The sequence below is a fragment of the Sedimentitalea nanhaiensis DSM 24252 genome, assembly GCF_000473225.1.
Classification (GTDB): domain Bacteria; phylum Pseudomonadota; class Alphaproteobacteria; order Rhodobacterales; family Rhodobacteraceae; genus Sedimentitalea; species Sedimentitalea nanhaiensis.
On sequence record NZ_KI421509.1, the window covers coordinates 1,456,004 to 1,473,196 of the forward strand.

Here is a 17,193-nt window from a genome sequence, read left to right on the forward strand (position 1 = left end):
ATATTCTTTCAATATCAAAAACGTCGCCGCAATATGCGGTCGAGTCAAGTCAGGCTTTCCAACCGCGCCACTTCATCGCGCACCCCCTGCGCCAGTGCAGCGGCAAAGCGGTTCAATCGCGCGCTGCGCTGATCTCCCTGATGGCGCACCAAATAGAAGCTGCGTGTCAGGCTGATCTCATCGCTCAACACCTTGCGCAGCTCGGGATGACTGGGAAGCGAGAAATCGTGCGCCACACCCAACCCGGTGCCCTGGACCAATAGTTTCAGTTGTACCGGCACGGAATTCGACGCAAGCGGCACGCGCCTGACACCCAGATTGTCCAGATAGTCCAGTTCGGCATCAAAAATCATGTCCGGTATGTACCCAACCATCCGCCGGTCGCGCAGATCCTCGACACGGTCCAACGGCGGATGATCGCGCAGGTAGCTGCGGCTGGCGACCAGATGCAGCCTGTAGTCGGTGATTTTCTGCACCAACAGTTGCCCTGCCGACGGTGCGCTGACCGCAATCGCCATATCCGCTTCGCGCCGGGACAGGTTGACGATGCGCGGCAGCGCGACGATCTGAATATCCAGATCCGGATTCTCTTCGCCGATCCGGGCACAGACCTGCGGCAATAGGTAGTTGGCACAGCCGTCGGGGGCCCCGATGCGCATCTGCCCGGCCAGCCCCTCGCTGGGGCCGTCGAGCGCTTCGGTAACGGCCCGCATCGCCTGCTCCGCCTGCTCGCCTTGCGACAGCAGGCGTTCGCCCGCTGCGGACAGCGTATACCCCTGCGGAGACTTGACGAACAACGACGCGCCCAGCGCCCTTTCCAGCCGCGCAATGCGGCGTCCTACCGTCGCCGGGTCGATCTTGAGTACCCGCCCTGCGCCTGACAGGCTTTCCTCGCGGGCGACGGACAAAAAGATCCGCAAGTCGTCCCAATGTGCCTGCATGCCCACCCCCTTTGCAATTCTGCAAAACCTTTTTGAGAACTTGCCTCTGTTCAGGGGATTTTTGCAAGCCTATGTTCTGCGCAACACTGACCAGGAGGAAACCATGAACGAACTGACACATTACATCAACGGCGCGCATGTCAAAGGCACATCCGGGCGGTTTGCCGACGTGATGAACCCGGCCACCGGCGAAGTGCAGGCCAAGGTGCCATTGGCTGACAGTGCCGAGATGGACCACGCGGTTCAGATTGCCGCCGCCGCGCAGCCCGCCTGGGCCGCCACAAACCCGCAGCGCCGCGCCCGCGTGCTGATGAAATTTGTCGACCTGCTGAACCGCGACATGGATAAACTGGCCGAAGCCCTGAGCCGCGAACACGGCAAGACCCTGCCCGACGCCGCCGGCGATGTGCAGCGCGGTCTGGAAGTGGTCGAATATTGCATCGGCGCGCCGCAGTTGCTGAAGGGTGAATTCACCGACGCCGCCGGGCCGGGCATCGATATGTACTCGATGCGCCAGCCGCTGGGCGTAACCGCGGGCATCACCCCGTTCAACTTTCCCGCCATGATCCCGATGTGGATGTTTGCCCCCGCCATCGCCTGCGGCAACGCCTTTATTCTGAAACCCAGCGAGCGCGATCCTTCGGTGCCGCTGATGTTGGCGGAACTGCTGGAAGAGGCCGGCCTGCCCAAGGGCATCCTTCAGGTGGTGAACGGCGATAAAGAGGCGGTGGATGCGATCCTGTATCATCCGGTGATCCAGTCGATCGGTTTCGTCGGCTCGACCCCGATTGCCGAATACATCTACGGCACCGGCTGCTCGCAAGGCAAACGCGTGCAGTGTTTTGGCGGGGCCAAGAACCATATGATCATCATGCCGGACGCCGACATGGATCAGGCCGCGGATGCGCTGGTGGGCGCTGGCTATGGCGCGGCGGGCGAACGATGCATGGCGATCTCGGTTGCGGTGCCGGTGGGCGATGAGACCGCTGACCGTCTGATCGAAAAACTGGTGCCGCGCATCGAAAAGCTGAAGGTTGGACCTTATACCGGCGGCAACGACGTCGATTACGGTCCGGTGGTGACGGCTGCTGCAAAGGCCAATATCGAACGTCTGGTGCAGACCGGCATCGATCAGGGCGCGAAACTTGTTGTCGATGGCCGCGGTTTCAGCCTGCAAGGGTATGAGAACGGTTATTTTGTCGGACCGCACCTGTTTGACCACGCGACGCCGGAGATGGACATCTACAAGACCGAGATCTTCGGCCCGGTCCTGACCACGGTGCGGGCGCAAAGCTATGAGGAAGCGCTGAAACTGGCCATGGACCACGAGTACGGCAACGGCACGGCGATCTTTACCCGCGACGGCGACTCGGCACGTGATTTTGCCAGCCGTATCAATGTCGGAATGATCGGTATCAACGTACCGATCCCGGTTCCGCTGGCCTATCACACCTTTGGCGGCTGGAAGAAATCAGTCTTTGGCGATCTGAACCAACACGGCCCGGATGCGTTCAAATTCTACACGCGGACCAAGACCGTGACCTCGCGCTGGCCCTCGGGGCTGAAAGACGGCGGCGAGTTCCACTTCAAGCCGATGGACTGATCCCGATCCCTTCGAGTGGCCGCCTGGCTCCGCACGAATGAGAATCCGAAGCTGAGTCGAAAGCTCTCTGGGAACACCGAACCGGGCCTTTGGGCCCGGTTTTGCGTATCTCTCGATATGCAGGCCATTGCTGTTGGCACAGGGGAAACCCTGCGTGCACGTCACCCTGACAACCGTGTCCGGCGTCACTTCGACGTGATATGTCCGGTTTCATCGCTGCGGGGCTGGTATCAACCCGCCGGCAAGACTATCTCGCAAAAAGAAAACGGCACGAGGTAGAGCAATGATACCCAAATCCATGACCCGGCGCAGCGCCCTGTTAGGTGTCGCGACCACCTTGGCGACCCCCGCGATCTTGCGGGCGCAGGACGCCTTTCCCGAAAACGAACCGGAAATTGAAACCCAGATACCGGTGCGCCGCAATGACTCGTCGTTTCAGGCTCAGCGCTGGCAGGATCATTTCGAAACCCTGGGCAAAGGATGCCTGTTGGCCGACATCACCAGCCGCGCGGTGCATTATTGGGGACCGGACGGCGAAACCTATCTGCTGTTCCCCTCGTCGGTTCCCATGTCCGAAGAACTGACGCGCCGCGGCTATAGCAAAATCGTACGAAAAGCGGAAAATCCCAGCTGGACCCCGACCGCGTCTATGCGCAAACGCGATCCCTCGTTGCCCCTGCGCATGGAGGGCGGCCCAGGCAATCCGCTGGGAACCCGCGCAATGTACCTGGACTGGCCCGCTTATCTGGTGCACGGCACCCATGACACGCGCAAGATCGGGCGGCAAAGCTCGTCCGGGTGCATCGGGCTTTACAACGAGCATGTCGAACAGCTGTATCCGCTCGTCCAGATCGGCACCCAGGTCCGGTTGCTGTAATCCTCTGAAACCAAGAACGCCCCCCGGCCAATCAAGACGGGGGGGCGATGCAAGGTCGTGTGACCTACCAGGTCAGGGTTTGCACACCGTCCCGGAACAGCCAGCTTTCGATCAGCGGGTACTCCCCCATACGCACGCCGTCGATATAATCGGCCTGGCTCAACCCGGCCGCTTTCGAGCAAGCTCCGCACATGATCACCGTACCGCCATCGGCGATAAAGGCGCGCAGCATATCCTGAATCGACGTCCCATCGCCCGCCATCAGGCCGGGCACGTTGCTCGGTCGTTTCTTGTCGGCCAGATAGACCGCGCGCACATTCAGCCAGATCGCCGTGTCGTGGCCATTTTTTAGCGATTTCTGGTGTGCGAACATGATGGCCTTGGCCGCCGACCAGGTGTCGTCCGTCGTCAGGTTGACGAACAGGCCGCGCTGTTCGGACTCTGCGGCGGCGGAAACCGGCAAAGTCGTCAAGATGGCCAATATAAATGCAATCAGGGTCTGTTTCATCTGAGTCTCCATGTTTCAGGGGTCTCAAGTATTCCAATTTTATTATATGTGGATTGATGCAGATCAAACCTTCCTGCACGGGAAGGTTTTTCCTCGTTCCTCTCGGTCCGCGGCGCTTGGTCAGCGCTTGCGGATCCAGAAAGATTGAGCCCGGCCCTGTTTCAGAAACGGCAGGGCCATCTGTGTGTCCGGGCGATCCCGTTGCAGATGATATCCCGGCCAGAGAATATCATACCCGCCGCCCTGAAGCAGCGCATGCAGCAGGTACTGCTCGGCCCATGATGGGCAGTCATAGAAGAACCGCTTGGGATATTCATAGGGCAGGAACACATCGTGTACGTGGATCACCACACCCGCCGCCAACGCCGGTACGATGCGACAAAACAGATGCGCCACGTCATTGCTCATCCGGACCTGGTGGCTGGAATCGATGAACAGGATGTCATCGGCCTCGAGCGCCGAAAACACATCGGGGTCGACGGTTTCCAGCGGTGCCTGCTCGAACCGGTCCACTACATCGGCAATATCGGCACGCGGATAGGGATCGACGGCGGTGATGTGGCTTTGCAACGCGCCGTCGATGATCGCCTGCCGGGTGATGCGGGTTGAGTTTCCGCAGCCCACCTCGATCACCCGCTTGGGCGCAAACCGCCGGACCATCAAATACAGCGCCTCGGCATCCGGGCTGTCAAAATAGCCATTGCCGGAAACATATCCAGCATTGTTTGGCGCGGGATCCATCAGCCGGTCCAGCGCCCCCCGGTGGCTGTCATAGGCAGCTTTCATCGGCGCGATATCAAAGCCATCCATGCCCGGCGACACGGCATAGGCCGGTCCATCCAGCCCGCCGCGCGCTTCGAAATCGCGCAGACGTTGCTGCTCGGCCCGATGCTCGGTCCCATCGGTGATCCGTACATCCAGGCCATCGAGCAGCCTGTTGATCGTTCTTATTTTTTCGCCGTTCCCCATATCTTATGCCGCCTCTGCAGTCTCTTGCCACGATGCCGTTGGACCCGCCTTGCCCTGTTCTGCGTCGTACCGCAAGTCCCGGGGCCGCACCCAAAACCCCGATTTTTTGCTTGGCAACACGGCCCCGACTGTCTTGACTGGTCAGAACACAGGAATGGAGAGAACCCATGCAGCAGGAATTTACCCTTGGCATCGAAGAGGAATACCTGCTGGTGGACCGCGACAGTCTGGATCTGGCGGAAGCACCACCTGCATTGATGGCGGCCTGCCAGTCTGATCTGCAGAAACAGGTCAGCCCCGAATTCCTGCAATGCCAGATCGAAGTCGGCACCCGGGTCTGTGCCACCATCGACGAGGCGCGCGACGATCTGAAACGGCTGCGCGCCTGCGTCTCGCGCCATGCCGCCGATTACAACCTGTCTCCGATTGCCGTATCCTGTCATCCTTTCGCCGACTGGAAGGACCAGACCCATACCCACAAAGACCGCTACAACGCGCTGCAACGCGCGTTGGGTGGCGTCGCGCGGCGGATGCTGATCTGCGGCATGCATGTCCATGTGGGGATCGAGGATCAGGCGCTGCGTACGGATTTGATGCCGCAATTGTCCTATTTCCTGCCGCACCTTCTGGCCCTGTCGACCTCATCACCCTTCTGGCAAGGGGATGACACCGGGTTGGCAAGCTATCGGTTGACGGTGTTCGACAACCTGCCCCGTACCGGCCTGCCCCCGCATTTCGAAAGCTGGGCCGAATATGAGCGCACCACCGGCACGCTGATTGAACTGGGGGTCATCGAAGATACCAGCAAGATATGGTGGGACCTGCGTCCGTCACATAATTTTCCAACGCTCGAAACCCGCATCATGGATGTCGCGCCCCGGCTGGAACACGCCCTATCGCTAGCCGCGCTGAACCAGGCAATTATCCGGATGCTGTGCCGTTTGCGCGCGCGAAACCAGCGCTGGCGCACTTATGACCGCTTCCTGATCGCCGAGAATCGCTGGCGGGCACAACGCTATGGCACCGCCGAGGGGCTGATCGATTTCGGCGACCGTTCGATCAAACCCATGGTCACACTGATGGACGAGTTGATCGGGATGCTGGCCGAAGATGCCGAGGCGCTGGGGACATCCCAGGAACTGGCCGCCCTGCGCGCAATCGTCAAGGATGGCACCAGCACCGCGCGTCAACGCCGCGTTCACGCCGAAGCAATCGCCGCCGACAAGGACCCCGGCCCGGCGGTCGTGCGTCACCTGATCGAGGAATTTCACGCCGATCTATGATCAGACCCCCAAACCGGGTGGCCCATGGGCCACCTTTTCAGACGGAATGTCTGTATCGTCGGGGGTTGCGACGACGGCGCATGGCAGCAAAATCACCTACGCTTGCCAACAGTGGAATGCCGGCGGCCGGAACCGCACGGCATTTGCGGCGACTGATTCCCCCGGGGACGCCGAGTACTATCCATCCACAGCGATCGTCAGGGAATTACCGGTCAGGAAAGGCGAAAACGTGTACGGTTTCATGTGCGGCACTTCCGTGATCAACTAAGATCCGGATCCAGAAAGGGCATCGATATCATAGACATCATCGTCTTTAAGACTGGCTTTGTTGATGGCGTAGATGCAAGGCGCACTTTACATCCGCACCGGACCAGATTTTGCAATTGGAATGGGTCGAAAGACGCTGGCAAACCCGATCATCGCAGTTAAAGCCGCCATGACCCGCGCGGTTCGATCCGCCACGTCATCGTTTCAGACCTCGCCGTGATTGCGGCGCGCAAGGACCGCCTATCGGAGCATAGCCCGATCCTTAGCCGACGGGTTAAACCTTGCCCCCATTGCGCTGACTTGCAAAACTCCTGTAAGAATTTGGAATTAAACACGCGTTCAATTCCAACACACCAGGAGCCCCGCATGGATTTCGCGCTTACCGAAGAACAAACCGCCATCTTTGACATGGCCCACGCATTCGGACAGGAGCATATCGCACCGTTTGCCCGTCAATGGGAGGCGGACGGTACAATTCCAAAGTCCCTGTGGCCGCAGATCGGCGAACTGGGGTTGGGCGGCATCTATGTTACCGAAGAAGGCGGCGGCTCGGGCCTGGGACGGCTGGACGCGACGCTGGTGTTTGAGGCCCTGTCGATGGCCTGCCCGTCTGTTGCGGCGTTTCTGTCGATCCACAACATGTGCGCCAAGATGCTGGACAGCTTTGCCAGCGACGAGATGAAGGCGCGCATCATGCCCGACATACTCAGCCTGAACACGGTGCTGTCCTATTGCCTGACCGAACCTGGATCAGGCAGCGACGCGGCGGCACTGAAAACCCGCGCCGAGCGCAGCAACGAAGGCTTTACCCTGAACGGAACCAAGGCGTTTATTTCGGGCGGGGGCTATTCTGACGCCTATGTCTGCATGGTACGCACCGGTCAGGACGGCCCCAAGGGCGTGTCCACGGTCTACGTGCCGGACGGTACGCCGGGCCTGTCCTTTGGCGGGCTCGAGGACAAGATGGGATGGCGCAGTCAGCCGACTGCGCAGGTGCAGTTCGACGATTGCAAGATCCCCGCTGACAACCTGATCGGCGAAGAGGGGCAGGGTTTCAAATACGCGATGATGGGATTGGACGGCGGGCGCCTGAACATCTCGGCATGCAGTCTGGGGGCGGCGCAAACAGCCATGAACCTGACGCTGGCCTATATGCACGAGCGCAAGGCATTTGGAAAATCCATCGACCAGTTTCAGGGGTTGCAGTTCCGGCTGGCGGATATGGAGATCGAATTGCAGGCCGCGCGGGTCTTTCTGCGTCAGGCGGCCTGGAAGCTGGACACCGGCGCACCCGATGCCAGCAAATTCTGCGCCATGGCCAAGAAGTTCGTCACCGAGGCGGGCAGCCGGATTGTCGATCAGTGTCTGCAACTGCATGGCGGCTATGGCTATCTGGCCGATTATGGCATCGAGAAACTGGTGCGGGATCTGCGCGTACATCAGATTCTGGAAGGCACCAACGAGATCATGCGGGTAATCACCGCCCGGCACCTGTTGGCCGAGCGGTAAGCCGCAGGATGGCGGATCTAGCACAGGACCTGAATATCCGCATCCAAGGCCGGGCGGGTCGCATCACGCTGACACGCCCCCAGGCCCTGAATGCCCTGAGCTATGAAATGTGCATGGCCATCGACACCGCCCTGCGCCTGTGGCGCGATGACGAACAGGTTGCGCTGGTGGTGATCGACGCCGAGGGCGACAAGGCATTTTGCGCTGGCGGGGACATCGCCGAACTCTACGAGACCGGCACACGTGGCGATTTCGACTATGGGCGCAGGTTCTGGCGCGACGAATATCGCATGAACGCGATGATCGCCGCCTATCCCAAACCGGTCGTCAGCTTCCTGCAAGGGTTTACCATGGGCGGCGGCGTCGGTCTGGGATGCCACGGCAGTCACCGGGTGGTCGAAGACAGCAGCCGCATCGCCATGCCCGAATGCGGGATCGGGCTGGTTCCAGATGTTGGCGGCAGCTATCTTCTGGCCCGCGCGCCGGGTCGATTGGGGATCTATCTGGGTATCGCCGCCGCGCGCATGGATGCCGGAGACGCGATTCACGCGGGCTTTGCCGACCACTTTATCCCGCGCGATATATGGGGCGATCTGATCCAGTCGCTCGCGGCCAGCGGCGATGTTGCCCATGTGGTGCGCCATGCAAAGACAGCGCCGCAAGGGTCGATGGTGCCACATCTTGGGGCGATCGACCGCCTGTTTTCCGCCGTCACACTGTCGGGCATTCAGGCTGATCTACGGGCGCACAACAGCGATTTTGCCCGCGGCGCGCTGCGGGCGATGGAGCGCAACGCGCCTCTGTCGATGGCCTGCGCAATCGAAATCATCGCCCGTCTGCGCGCCGACGCCCCTCTGGCCGTCCAAACGGCGTTGGAGCTGGAATACCGCTTTACCTTCCGCGCCATGGAACACGGGGACATACTGGAAGGTATCCGTGCCGCCATCATCGACAAGGACCGCCAACCGGACTGGCAGTTTGCCGGGCGAGACGTGCCAAGTCCGACAATCGACAAGATGCTCGCACCCCTTGGTGCGGACACCCTGACTTTCGAAATATGAGGAATTGACCATGAAAATCGGATTTATCGGACTGGGCAATATGGGCGGCCCGATGGCGGCCAACCTGGCCAAGGCGGGTCATCAGGTGACGGGCTTTGATATGGCGGCAGTGCAGATCGATGGTGTCACCATGGCCGACAGTGCCGCCGCTGCGGCGACAGGGGCCGAGGTGGTGATCACCATGCTTCCCAACGGCCAGATCCTGCGTGCCGTAGCTGCCGAGGTGATCCCGTCGATGAACAAGGGGGCCGCTCTGGTCGATTGCTCGACCGTGGATGTGGACAGCGCGCGCGCCGTGGCCGCCGAAGCCGAGGCGGCCGATCTGATGGCCGTCGATGCTCCTGTGTCCGGTGGCGTCGGAGGGGCCGCCGGGGGCACGCTGACCTTTATGGCGGGCGGTTCGGACGCCGCCTTTGCCAAGGCAGCGCCCTTGTTTGAGATCATGGGGCAGAAGGCCGTGCACTGCGGCGATGCCGGAGCCGGCCAAGCGGCCAAGATCTGCAACAACATGATACTGGGCGTGACCATGATCGCCACCTGCGAGGCGTTTGCACTGGCCGACAAACTGGGGCTGGACCGTCAAAAGATGTTCGATGTGGTCAGCACGTCCTCAGGCTATAGCTGGAGCATGAATGCCTATTGCCCCGCGCCCGGCGTGGGGCCGCAAAGCCCGGCGGATAATGCGTACAGGCCCGGCTTTGCCGCCGATCTGATGCTGAAGGACCTGCGTCTGTCCCAGCAGGCCGCCGAAAGCGCGGATGCCGACACGCCCATGGGCCAGTTGGCACAGGCCCTGTACGCGCAGTTCGTCGAGAATGAGAACGGCAAAGGAATGGATTTCAGTGCCATGCTGCCCCGGTTCGAAAAGCGCCATCGCGGCGGCGCTTGAATCCGCCCGGGACTCGGAAAAATTCGGCCACTCGGGAACATTCCGGGTGCTGAGCGCTTATATCATGGACATATACAGGAGCTCGAAATGAAGCCGAACACACCAATTTTGCTTGCCGCCCTGGCACTCGCGCTGGCCGCACCGATCAGCGGTTCTGCCAAGGACAACAAGCAACAAAAATCAAACCACGCCACCGCCAGTTGCCCACCGGGACTGGCAAAGAAAAACCCGCCCTGCGTTCCGCCGGGACAGGCCAGGAAATACCACGACGGTGAAGATCTCCGCCGCTATCGTGTGGGCGAGCGCATCGATCGCGATGATGACTATATCGTAATCCCAAACCCAGGCCGCTACGGGCTGATCCCCACTGAAACCTACTACCGAGTAGGCGACAGTGTCTTCCGGGTCAATCGCGACACCCGCGAAATTCTGGATTTCATCGGAGCGGCAGCCGCCTTGCTGAACTGATGCTTCGTCAGGGCCGGCGATAGGGATCTTTGGGTGTCCGGTCTTTGGACAGCGATTTTTGTGTTTCACCCACAAGCTGTTCAATCGCGTCCGCCAGGTGAATGCGGTCGATGTGGTGATCGTTGCGCGCAACCCGAATCCGGTGGGCGGCAATCATCACGTCGGCATGCGTGCAACCGCCTGGCGGGTCGAATCGATAGCTGGCCAGTTCGATCAACATCCCCAGCGGATCCTTGAAATAAATCGAATCCATGAACCCGCGATCCTTGGCCCCGGAATGAGAGATTCCGCGCTCATCCAGTCGTTCGACCGCCTGCCAAAACGTTGCCTGGCTGACAGCAAAGGCCAGATGATGCACACAGCCGGGATCTGTCGGGGTCCGCTCGGGCGATCCTTTGCGTTCTTCGTTGGTGAACACGGTGATCAGCCGCCCATCGCCGGGATCGAAATAGACGTGACCCTCGGCCGGGTTATCCAGGTTCGGCTGATCGAACACAAAGGGCATGCCCAGCACGCCCTCCCAGAAATCGATGGTGGTTTGCCGATCCGCCCCGGTCAGCGTAATGTGATGCACTCCCTGGGTCTGTAGCTTGCGCATTTGGATCCTCCGATTTCACCGCTCTTATGGCCACGACCCTATTCCGCAGCCACCCGCCGGTTGTCCAACATCTGTTTCAGATAGCGCCCTGTGTGGCTGCGCGCTTCTGCGGCAACCTGTTCGGGCGTGCCCGTTGCGACGATCTCGCCGCCGCCATCGCCGCCTTCGGGGCCGATGTCGATGATATGATCCGCGGTCTTCACCACATCGAGATTATGTTCGATCACCACCACCGAGTTGCCCTGCTCGACCAGCTCGTGCAGAACTTCCAGAAGTTTGCGCACATCCTCGAAATGCAGCCCCGTCGTCGGCTCGTCCAGGATGTACAGCGTGCGCCCGGTCGACCGTTTCGCCAGTTCCTTGGACAGTTTGACCCGCTGCGCCTCGCCGCCTGATAGCGTCGTCGCCTGTTGGCCCACCTTGATATAGCCCAACCCGACGCGCATCAGCGCATCCATCTTTTCACGGATGCTGGGAACGGCCTTGAAGAAATCCTGCGCGTCTTCGACCGTCATGTCCAGAACGTCGGCTATACTCTTGCCCTTGAACCGGATTTCCAGCGTCTCGCGGTTGTATCGCGCGCCCTGGCAGGTCTCGCAGGTGACATAAACATCGGGCAGGAAATGCATCTCGATCTTGATCAGGCCGTCACCCTGGCAGGCCTCGCAGCGCCCACCCTTGACGTTAAAGCTGAACCGGCCGGGTTTATATCCGCGCGCCTTGGACTCGGGCAGGCCCGCGAACCAGTCGCGGATCGGAGTGAAGGCGCCGGTATAGGTGGCCGGATTGGATCGAGGCGTGCGCCCGATGGGGCGTTGGTCGATGTCGATCACCTTGTCCAGATGCTCCAGCCCCTTGATTGTCTCGCACGGGGCCGGTGTCTGGCGCGCGCCGTTCAGGCGCATGCTCGCGGTCTTGAACAGGGTTTCGATGGTCAGGGTCGACTTGCCGCCGCCCGACACCCCGGTGACACAGACAAATTTGCCCAGGGGAAAATCGGCTGTGACCGATTTCAGGTTATTGCCGGTTGCCTTGACCACCTTGACCGATTTGCCCTTGCCCTTGCGTCGCTTGGCCGGAATCGGGATTTCACGCACGCCGGTAAGGTATTGACCGGTAATACTGGCCGGGTCCGCCGCCACCTGTTCGGGGGTCCCGTGGCTGACCACCTGCCCGCCATGCACCCCGGCACCGGGGCCGATGTCAAAGACATAATCCGCTTCGCGAATCGCTTCTTCGTCATGTTCGACCACGATCACCGTATTGCCCTGGTCGCGCAAATTCTTGAGCGTCAGCAGCAGCCGGTCATTGTCGCGCTGATGCAGCCCGATGCTGGGCTCGTCCAGCACATAAAGCACACCGGTCAGCCCGGATCCAATCTGGCTGGCCAGCCGGATCCGCTGGCTTTCCCCTCCCGACAACGTGCCGCTGGCCCGCGACAGCGTCAGATATTCCAATCCGACATTGTTCAGGAACCCCAGACGTTCGCGGATTTCCTTGAGAATGGCGCGGGCGATTTCATTCTTCTGTTTGCTCAGATGCTCCGGCACGCTTTCGCACCACTCAAATGCCTCGCGGATCGACATCTGCACCACCTGCCCCACATGCAGCCCGGCGATCTTGACCGCCAATGCCTCTTCGCGCAGGCGGTATCCGTCGCAGGTGCCGCAGGGACGATTGTTCTGGTAACGTTCGAATTCTTCGCGGATCCAGTTTGAATCGGTCTCGCGATAGCGCCGTTCCATATTGGGAATGACGCCTTCGAACACCCGGGTCACCTGATAGACGCGCCCGCCCTCGTCATAGCGGAATGGGATTTCCTCGTCGCCCGACCCATACAGAAACACCTGCTGCACATGCGCTGGCAGGTCTTTCCATTTGGTGTTCTTATCGAAGTCGTAATGTTTGGCGATGGCCTCAATGGTTTGCAGGAAATAGGGAGATTTGCCCTTGCGCCACGGGGCCAGCGCGCCGTCATAGATTTTCAGGCCCTGATCCGGTACCACCAGGCGTTCGTCAAAGAACAGTTCCATCCCAAGCCCGTCACACTGCGGGCAGGCCCCAAACGGAGCGTTGAAGGAAAACAGGCGCGGTTCGATTTCCGGAATGGTGAATCCGCTGACGGGGCAGGCAAATTTTTCGCTGAACACGGTGCGTTCGGGATCATCGCCCGCAGTTTCCAGAATCGCGATCCCGTCGGCCAGATCCAGCGCCGTGCGCAGGGAATCCGCCAGCCGGGTTTCCAGCCCCTCGCGCACCACCAGCCGGTCGACGACCACGTCAATGTCATGGCGAAATTTCTTGTCCAGCACCGGCGCGTCGTCCAGTTCGTAGAATTCGCCGTCGACCTTAACCCGCTGGAACCCCTGCTTGCGCAGTTCGAGGAACTCTTTGCGGTACTCGCCCTTGCGGTCGCGCACGATGGGGGCCAGCAGATAGGCGCGCGTATCCTCTTGCATCGCCATGATTCTGTCGACCATGTCTTGCACCTGTTGGGCCTCGATCGGCTGTCCGGTCGCCGGGGAAAAGGGTGTCCCCGCGCGCGCGTACAGCAGGCGCATGTAGTCATATATCTCGGTCACCGTGCCGACGGTCGAGCGCGGGTTCTTCGAGGTTGTTTTCTGTTCAATGGAAATCGCCGGGGAAAGACCGCTGATATGATCCACATCGGGCTTTTCCATCATGTCCAGAAACTGCCGCGCATAGGCCGACAGGCTTTCGACATAGCGTCGTTGCCCTTCGGCATAGATCGTATCGAACGCCAACGACGACTTGCCCGATCCAGACAGGCCGGTGATCACCACCAGCTGATCGCGCGGGATGTCCACGTCGATGTTCTTCAGATTGTGCTCGCGCGCGCCGCGCACTTCGATATGCTTCAGCTCAGCCATGATGCCCCCGTATCCGAGTCAGACATAGTGGCTTACTGGCGAGTCTCCAACAGAAAAATGTGAACATTTCATGAACACCTAACTGCGCTGTGCGATGGCCCAGGCCATGATCGGCATTTTCGGATCATTCTCGAGCGTGTCGCGACCCGCGTCATACTCGGGCGGCCAGAGGTCTTCCAGATTGCGCAGCGCGGCATTGCGGTTTCCCCATTGCTCGACGCGGATCAGGCCGGGCTGGAACCCGCCTTCGATCAGCAGGTTTTTCAACCCTCGCGCCGACCAACGCGAGTTGTCGGCCGGCGCGGCGTGAAACCGGACCAGGAACGGCACCGCCAGCCAGAAATACCCGCCCTTCTTCAACATCCGTCGCACATTGTTGGTGGCGGCATAGGGGCGGTCCAGATGCTCCCAGACCTGGTTGGCCAGTATCAAATCGAACTTGCGGATCTTGCCGTTGTCATCCGTAATCGGCCCGGCGCAGATGTCAAAACGGGGATAGCGAAAGGCCCGGTACGAACGAAACCCAAATCCCGCGCCCCATTTACCCGAGATTTCGGCCACGTCGAGTTTTTCGGGACACAGGCCATTAATCCACGCGCGGCTGGATTTCTGCATCACAACCCGATTGAGAGACACCATCGCCACCGCCCCTATGGCTTCTGAAAATCGGCGTAAAAACAGCGCAGAGCAGAGCGCCCGTAAAGCCCTCTACATGTGGATGACCCGGTCATAAGCATCCAGTACGCTTTCGTGCATCATTTCGGACAGGGTCGGGTGCGGGAAGACCGTGTTCATCAGATCCTCCTCGGTGGTTTCCAGCTGTCGGCCCACCACATAGCCCTGGATCAGCTCTGTCACCTCGGCGCCAATCATATGCGCGCCCAAAAGCTCGCCGGTTTTGGCATCGAACACGGTCTTGATCAGCCCTTCAGCCTCGCCCAAGGCAATGGCCTTGCCGTTGCCGATAAAGGGAAAACGACCGACTCTGATGTCATGGCCAAGCTCTTTGGCTTTGGCCTCGGAATACCCCACGCTGGCCACCTGTGGCTGGCAATAGGTGCAGCCCGCGATGCTTTCGGGCCGCACAGGGTGCGGATTGCCGCCCGCGATCAGCTCGGCCACCATGACGCCCTCGTGGCTGGCCTTGTGCGCCAGCCAGGGCGCGCCCGCGATGTCGCCAATGGCATACAGCCCGTCCACACCGGTGCGGCAGTATTCATCGACCACCACATGGCTGCGGTCGATCTTGGCACCCAGCTTTTCCAGCCCCAGATCTTCGACATTGCCGACGATCCCAACAGCCGAAATCACCGTATCAAACACCAGCTTTTCGACCTTGCCGCCGGTTTCGATATGCGCGGTCACCTTTCCCGAGCCCCGGTCCAGTTGCTTGACCGTCGCCTTTTCCCTGATTGTCATGCCCTGCTTGACAAAGGCTTTTTTTGCAAAGGCGCTGATCTCGGCATCCTCGACCGGGAGGATCCGGTCCATCACCTCGACCACCGTGGTGTCCGCCCCCAGCGTGTTGTAAAAACTGGCAAATTCAATTCCAATTGCGCCGGACCCGATCACCAACAGCTTTTTCGGCATGCGTTTCGGGGTCAGCGCGTGCTTGTAGGTCCATACCAGATCGCCATCGGCCTCAAGCCCCGGCAGCTCGCGCGCCCGTGCGCCGGTAGCGAGGATGACGTTCTTGGCGGTCAGAACCTGTTCGCCCTTTTCGGTCTTGACGGACACCTTGCCCTTGGCGGGCAGCGTCGCCTCGCCCATCAGGGTTGTAATCTTGTTCTTCTTCATCAGATGGCCGATGCCGCCGGATAATTGCCCGGCGACCGCACGGCTGCGTTTGACCACCGCGTCCAGATCATACCCTACGCCATCCGCCTTGAGCCCGAATTCCTTGGCGCGTTGCATCAGGTGGAACACCTCGGACGAGCGCAGCATGGCCTTGGTCGGAATACAGCCCCAGTTCAGACAGATCCCGCCCATGTGTTCGCGCTCGACAATGGCGACTTTCAGTCCCAGCTGGGCGGCTCGGATCGCGGCGACATACCCCCCGGGTCCGGCCCCCACTACAATCAGATCGAAGGATTTTTCGGTCATGGTCTACCTTGTCAAAAGGGGCAAAATCGATGTTCAGCTAACCTAGCAACAGGTTTGGAGCAATGCAAAGACATCAATGCGGATCCGCCGCCGCGAGATTGCGGTTCCCACCCCGACACCACGTGATAGTTTGACGTCCAACCAACGGAGACTCCCATGGCCAAGACTCTGAAAGACCTGTTTCTGGCAGCGCTGAACGCCACCCTGATGCTTGTGACGTTGTGTCTGGTGCTGTTGCTCATGCTGTTCAGCCGCGTCAATTCGCTGAGCGAGTCGTTCTCCGAACACCTGAATGTGGTGGGTCCGCTGACCCAAAGCGTTCAGGACACCGGCTCGGAAATCGCCGCCCTCCGCGGCGACCTGGCCGCGCTGCGCGGGCAGTCACAGGACGTGTCGTCAGCAACCATGACCCGGATCAACGCCCGCGTCGACACGATAGAAGAGCGAATGGCCAGCATGCAGAGTTCCATGCAGCAGCTTCGAGACGCGCCAACGAAGCTGCTTGATCATGCAATAGACCGCGCGGCCGATCAGGCGGTGGCCGGCATCGCACGCATGCGCGGGTGCGTACCCGGCGAAGCACCGGATCAGCTGCCAAGCAGCTGATCCCGAGCAATCCGATTAACCGGCGGCCTGCAATTCCCGCACGGTTTCCCCATAGCCGCCAGCCGACACATAGGCGGCTTCGTGTTGGGTAAAGCTGCGTTGCAGCGCCTGATTGCGGTACGGGAAGCGACCGAACTGGCGGATCACCTCGCGATGGGCGCGTGCGTGCAACAGGTTGGATGCGCCGGATTCCGGCATCCGCTGGCACATCAGACGGACACAACGCTCCTGATCGCACAGGTTTTCCGAGTGCATCATGGGCAGATAGAAAAATTGCCGCGCCGGTTCGTCGATCCGCAGATCCCAGCCCCGGTCAACGGCAGCCTTGGCCGCAGCCAACGCCACCCTGTCCGAGGCAAAAGACCGTTTATCGCCCCGGAACATGTTGCGCGGAAACTGATCGGTCAGAATGATATAGGCCAAGGTTCCGCTGGGATAGGTTAACCACAGAGAATATCGCCCATCACATGCGCCTTGCCATGCGTCTTTAAATCTACGGGAAATCTCGGCATCCAGGGCGTCATCCTGCGTATACCACCCGGATTCGCCGATTTCGTCCAACCAGAAACTCAATACATCTTCAGGGCCAACCATGAGTTGTTCTCCACTCCAAAAGTCCC

Annotated in this window: 16 protein-coding genes; 8 read left to right on the forward strand and 8 right to left on the reverse strand. The window is 60.3% G+C overall.

What is annotated here, in order from left to right:
* Positions 1-44: 44 nt before the first annotated feature.
* On the reverse strand, positions 45-941 hold the full coding sequence (locus NANH_RS0108850; protein WP_027261709.1) for a LysR family transcriptional regulator: 897 nt from the start codon (positions 939-941) through the stop codon (positions 45-47).
* A gap of 103 nt (positions 942-1,044) precedes the next feature.
* Between NANH_RS0108850 and NANH_RS0108855 the strand changes: the two genes are divergently transcribed.
* On the forward strand, positions 1,045-2,544 hold the full coding sequence (locus NANH_RS0108855; protein ID WP_027261710.1) for a CoA-acylating methylmalonate-semialdehyde dehydrogenase: 1,500 nt from the start codon (positions 1,045-1,047) through the stop codon (positions 2,542-2,544).
* A 283-nt stretch (positions 2,545-2,827) separates the two neighbouring features.
* The gene (locus NANH_RS0108860; RefSeq protein WP_027261711.1) at positions 2,828-3,421 is read left to right on the forward strand and encodes a L,D-transpeptidase; all 594 of its coding nucleotides are present in this window, start codon (positions 2,828-2,830) and stop codon (positions 3,419-3,421) included.
* A 64-nt stretch (positions 3,422-3,485) separates the two neighbouring features.
* Here the strand turns inward: NANH_RS0108860 and NANH_RS0108865 are convergent, their stop codons facing one another.
* Both NANH_RS0108865 and NANH_RS0108870 read right to left on the reverse strand, forming a co-directional pair.
* Positions 3,486-3,929, reverse strand: a complete 444-nt coding sequence (locus NANH_RS0108865) for a DsrE family protein (protein ID WP_036050637.1) — start codon at positions 3,927-3,929, stop codon at positions 3,486-3,488.
* A gap of 120 nt (positions 3,930-4,049) precedes the next feature.
* Entirely contained in the window at positions 4,050-4,898 is an 849-nt protein-coding gene (locus NANH_RS0108870) for a class I SAM-dependent methyltransferase (RefSeq protein ID WP_027261713.1), read from the reverse strand.
* A gap of 167 nt (positions 4,899-5,065) precedes the next feature.
* Between NANH_RS0108870 and NANH_RS0108875 the strand changes: the two genes are divergently transcribed.
* The 5 genes from NANH_RS0108875 to NANH_RS0108900 all read left to right on the forward strand — a co-directional run bounded on the left by NANH_RS0108875 (position 5,066) and on the right by NANH_RS0108900 (position 10,375).
* Positions 5,066-6,181, forward strand: a complete 1,116-nt coding sequence (locus NANH_RS0108875; protein ID WP_027261714.1) for a carboxylate-amine ligase — start codon at positions 5,066-5,068, stop codon at positions 6,179-6,181.
* A gap of 633 nt (positions 6,182-6,814) precedes the next feature.
* A complete protein-coding gene (locus NANH_RS0108885; protein WP_027261716.1) occupies positions 6,815-7,957 on the forward strand; it encodes an acyl-CoA dehydrogenase family protein in 1,143 nt (380 codons plus the stop codon).
* Positions 7,958-7,965: 8 nt separating this feature from the next.
* Positions 7,966-9,018: an enoyl-CoA hydratase/isomerase family protein gene (locus NANH_RS0108890; protein WP_027261717.1), complete on the forward strand. Its 1,053-nt coding sequence runs from the start codon at positions 7,966-7,968 to the stop codon at positions 9,016-9,018.
* A gap of 10 nt (positions 9,019-9,028) precedes the next feature.
* On the forward strand, positions 9,029-9,907 hold the full coding sequence (gene mmsB / locus NANH_RS0108895) for a 3-hydroxyisobutyrate dehydrogenase (RefSeq protein ID WP_027261718.1): 879 nt from the start codon (positions 9,029-9,031) through the stop codon (positions 9,905-9,907).
* An 87-nt stretch (positions 9,908-9,994) separates the two neighbouring features.
* Entirely contained in the window at positions 9,995-10,375 is a 381-nt protein-coding gene (locus NANH_RS0108900; RefSeq protein WP_027261719.1) for a hypothetical protein, read from the forward strand.
* Positions 10,376-10,382: 7 nt separating this feature from the next.
* Here NANH_RS0108900 and NANH_RS0108905 read toward each other — a convergent pair whose 3' ends face one another.
* The 4 genes from NANH_RS0108905 to lpdA form a co-directional block, all read right to left on the reverse strand.
* Positions 10,383-10,973: a VOC family protein gene (locus NANH_RS0108905; RefSeq protein ID WP_027261720.1), complete on the reverse strand. Its 591-nt coding sequence runs from the start codon at positions 10,971-10,973 to the stop codon at positions 10,383-10,385.
* Positions 10,974-11,011: 38 nt separating this feature from the next.
* Complete coding sequence (uvrA, locus tag NANH_RS0108910) at positions 11,012-13,864, reverse strand: excinuclease ABC subunit UvrA (RefSeq protein WP_027261721.1); 2,853 nt, start codon at positions 13,862-13,864, stop codon at positions 11,012-11,014.
* A 78-nt stretch (positions 13,865-13,942) separates the two neighbouring features.
* The gene (locus NANH_RS0108915; RefSeq protein ID WP_027261722.1) at positions 13,943-14,503 is read right to left on the reverse strand and encodes a methyltransferase domain-containing protein; all 561 of its coding nucleotides are present in this window, start codon (positions 14,501-14,503) and stop codon (positions 13,943-13,945) included.
* A gap of 69 nt (positions 14,504-14,572) precedes the next feature.
* The gene (gene lpdA / locus NANH_RS0108920) at positions 14,573-15,967 is read right to left on the reverse strand and encodes a dihydrolipoyl dehydrogenase (protein ID WP_027261723.1); all 1,395 of its coding nucleotides are present in this window, start codon (positions 15,965-15,967) and stop codon (positions 14,573-14,575) included.
* Between the two features lie 156 nt (positions 15,968-16,123).
* On the opposite strand from lpdA, the gene NANH_RS0108925 reads away from it, so the two are divergent.
* A complete protein-coding gene (locus NANH_RS0108925) occupies positions 16,124-16,573 on the forward strand; it encodes a DUF1515 family protein (protein WP_027261724.1) in 450 nt (149 codons plus the stop codon).
* A gap of 15 nt (positions 16,574-16,588) precedes the next feature.
* Here NANH_RS0108925 and NANH_RS0108930 read toward each other — a convergent pair whose 3' ends face one another.
* Positions 16,589-17,167 carry a DUF924 family protein gene (locus NANH_RS0108930; protein WP_027261725.1) on the reverse strand — a complete coding sequence of 193 codons (579 nt, stop codon included), beginning with the start codon at positions 17,165-17,167 and terminating at the stop codon, positions 16,589-16,591.
* Between the last annotated feature and the right edge of the window lie 26 nt (positions 17,168-17,193).

Coding starts and splice junctions, on each gene's coding strand:
- lpdA (WP_027261723.1), bottom strand. CDS start 15,967: ATGACCGAAAAATCCTTCGATCTGATTGTAGTGGGGGCCGGACCCGGG.
- NANH_RS0108905 (WP_027261720.1), bottom strand. CDS start 10,973: ATGCGCAAGCTACAGACCCAGGGAGTGCATCACATTACGCTGACCGGG.
- NANH_RS0108885 (WP_027261716.1), top strand. CDS start 6,815: ATGGATTTCGCGCTTACCGAAGAACAAACCGCCATCTTTGACATGGCC.
- NANH_RS0108925 (WP_027261724.1), top strand. CDS start 16,124: ATGGCCAAGACTCTGAAAGACCTGTTTCTGGCAGCGCTGAACGCCACC.
- NANH_RS0108930 (WP_027261725.1), bottom strand. CDS start 17,167: ATGGTTGGCCCTGAAGATGTATTGAGTTTCTGGTTGGACGAAATCGGC.
- NANH_RS0108915 (WP_027261722.1), bottom strand. CDS start 14,503: ATGGTGTCTCTCAATCGGGTTGTGATGCAGAAATCCAGCCGCGCGTGG.
- NANH_RS0108855 (WP_027261710.1), top strand. CDS start 1,045: ATGAACGAACTGACACATTACATCAACGGCGCGCATGTCAAAGGCACA.
- NANH_RS0108850 (WP_027261709.1), bottom strand. CDS start 941: ATGCAGGCACATTGGGACGACTTGCGGATCTTTTTGTCCGTCGCCCGC.
- NANH_RS0108870 (WP_027261713.1), bottom strand. CDS start 4,898: ATGGGGAACGGCGAAAAAATAAGAACGATCAACAGGCTGCTCGATGGC.
- uvrA (WP_027261721.1), bottom strand. CDS start 13,864: ATGGCTGAGCTGAAGCATATCGAAGTGCGCGGCGCGCGCGAGCACAAT.
- NANH_RS0108900 (WP_027261719.1), top strand. CDS start 9,995: ATGAAGCCGAACACACCAATTTTGCTTGCCGCCCTGGCACTCGCGCTG.
- NANH_RS0108860 (WP_027261711.1), top strand. CDS start 2,828: ATGATACCCAAATCCATGACCCGGCGCAGCGCCCTGTTAGGTGTCGCG.
- NANH_RS0108865 (WP_036050637.1), bottom strand. CDS start 3,929: ATGAAACAGACCCTGATTGCATTTATATTGGCCATCTTGACGACTTTG.
- NANH_RS0108890 (WP_027261717.1), top strand. CDS start 7,966: ATGGCGGATCTAGCACAGGACCTGAATATCCGCATCCAAGGCCGGGCG.
- mmsB (WP_027261718.1), top strand. CDS start 9,029: ATGAAAATCGGATTTATCGGACTGGGCAATATGGGCGGCCCGATGGCG.
- NANH_RS0108875 (WP_027261714.1), top strand. CDS start 5,066: ATGCAGCAGGAATTTACCCTTGGCATCGAAGAGGAATACCTGCTGGTG.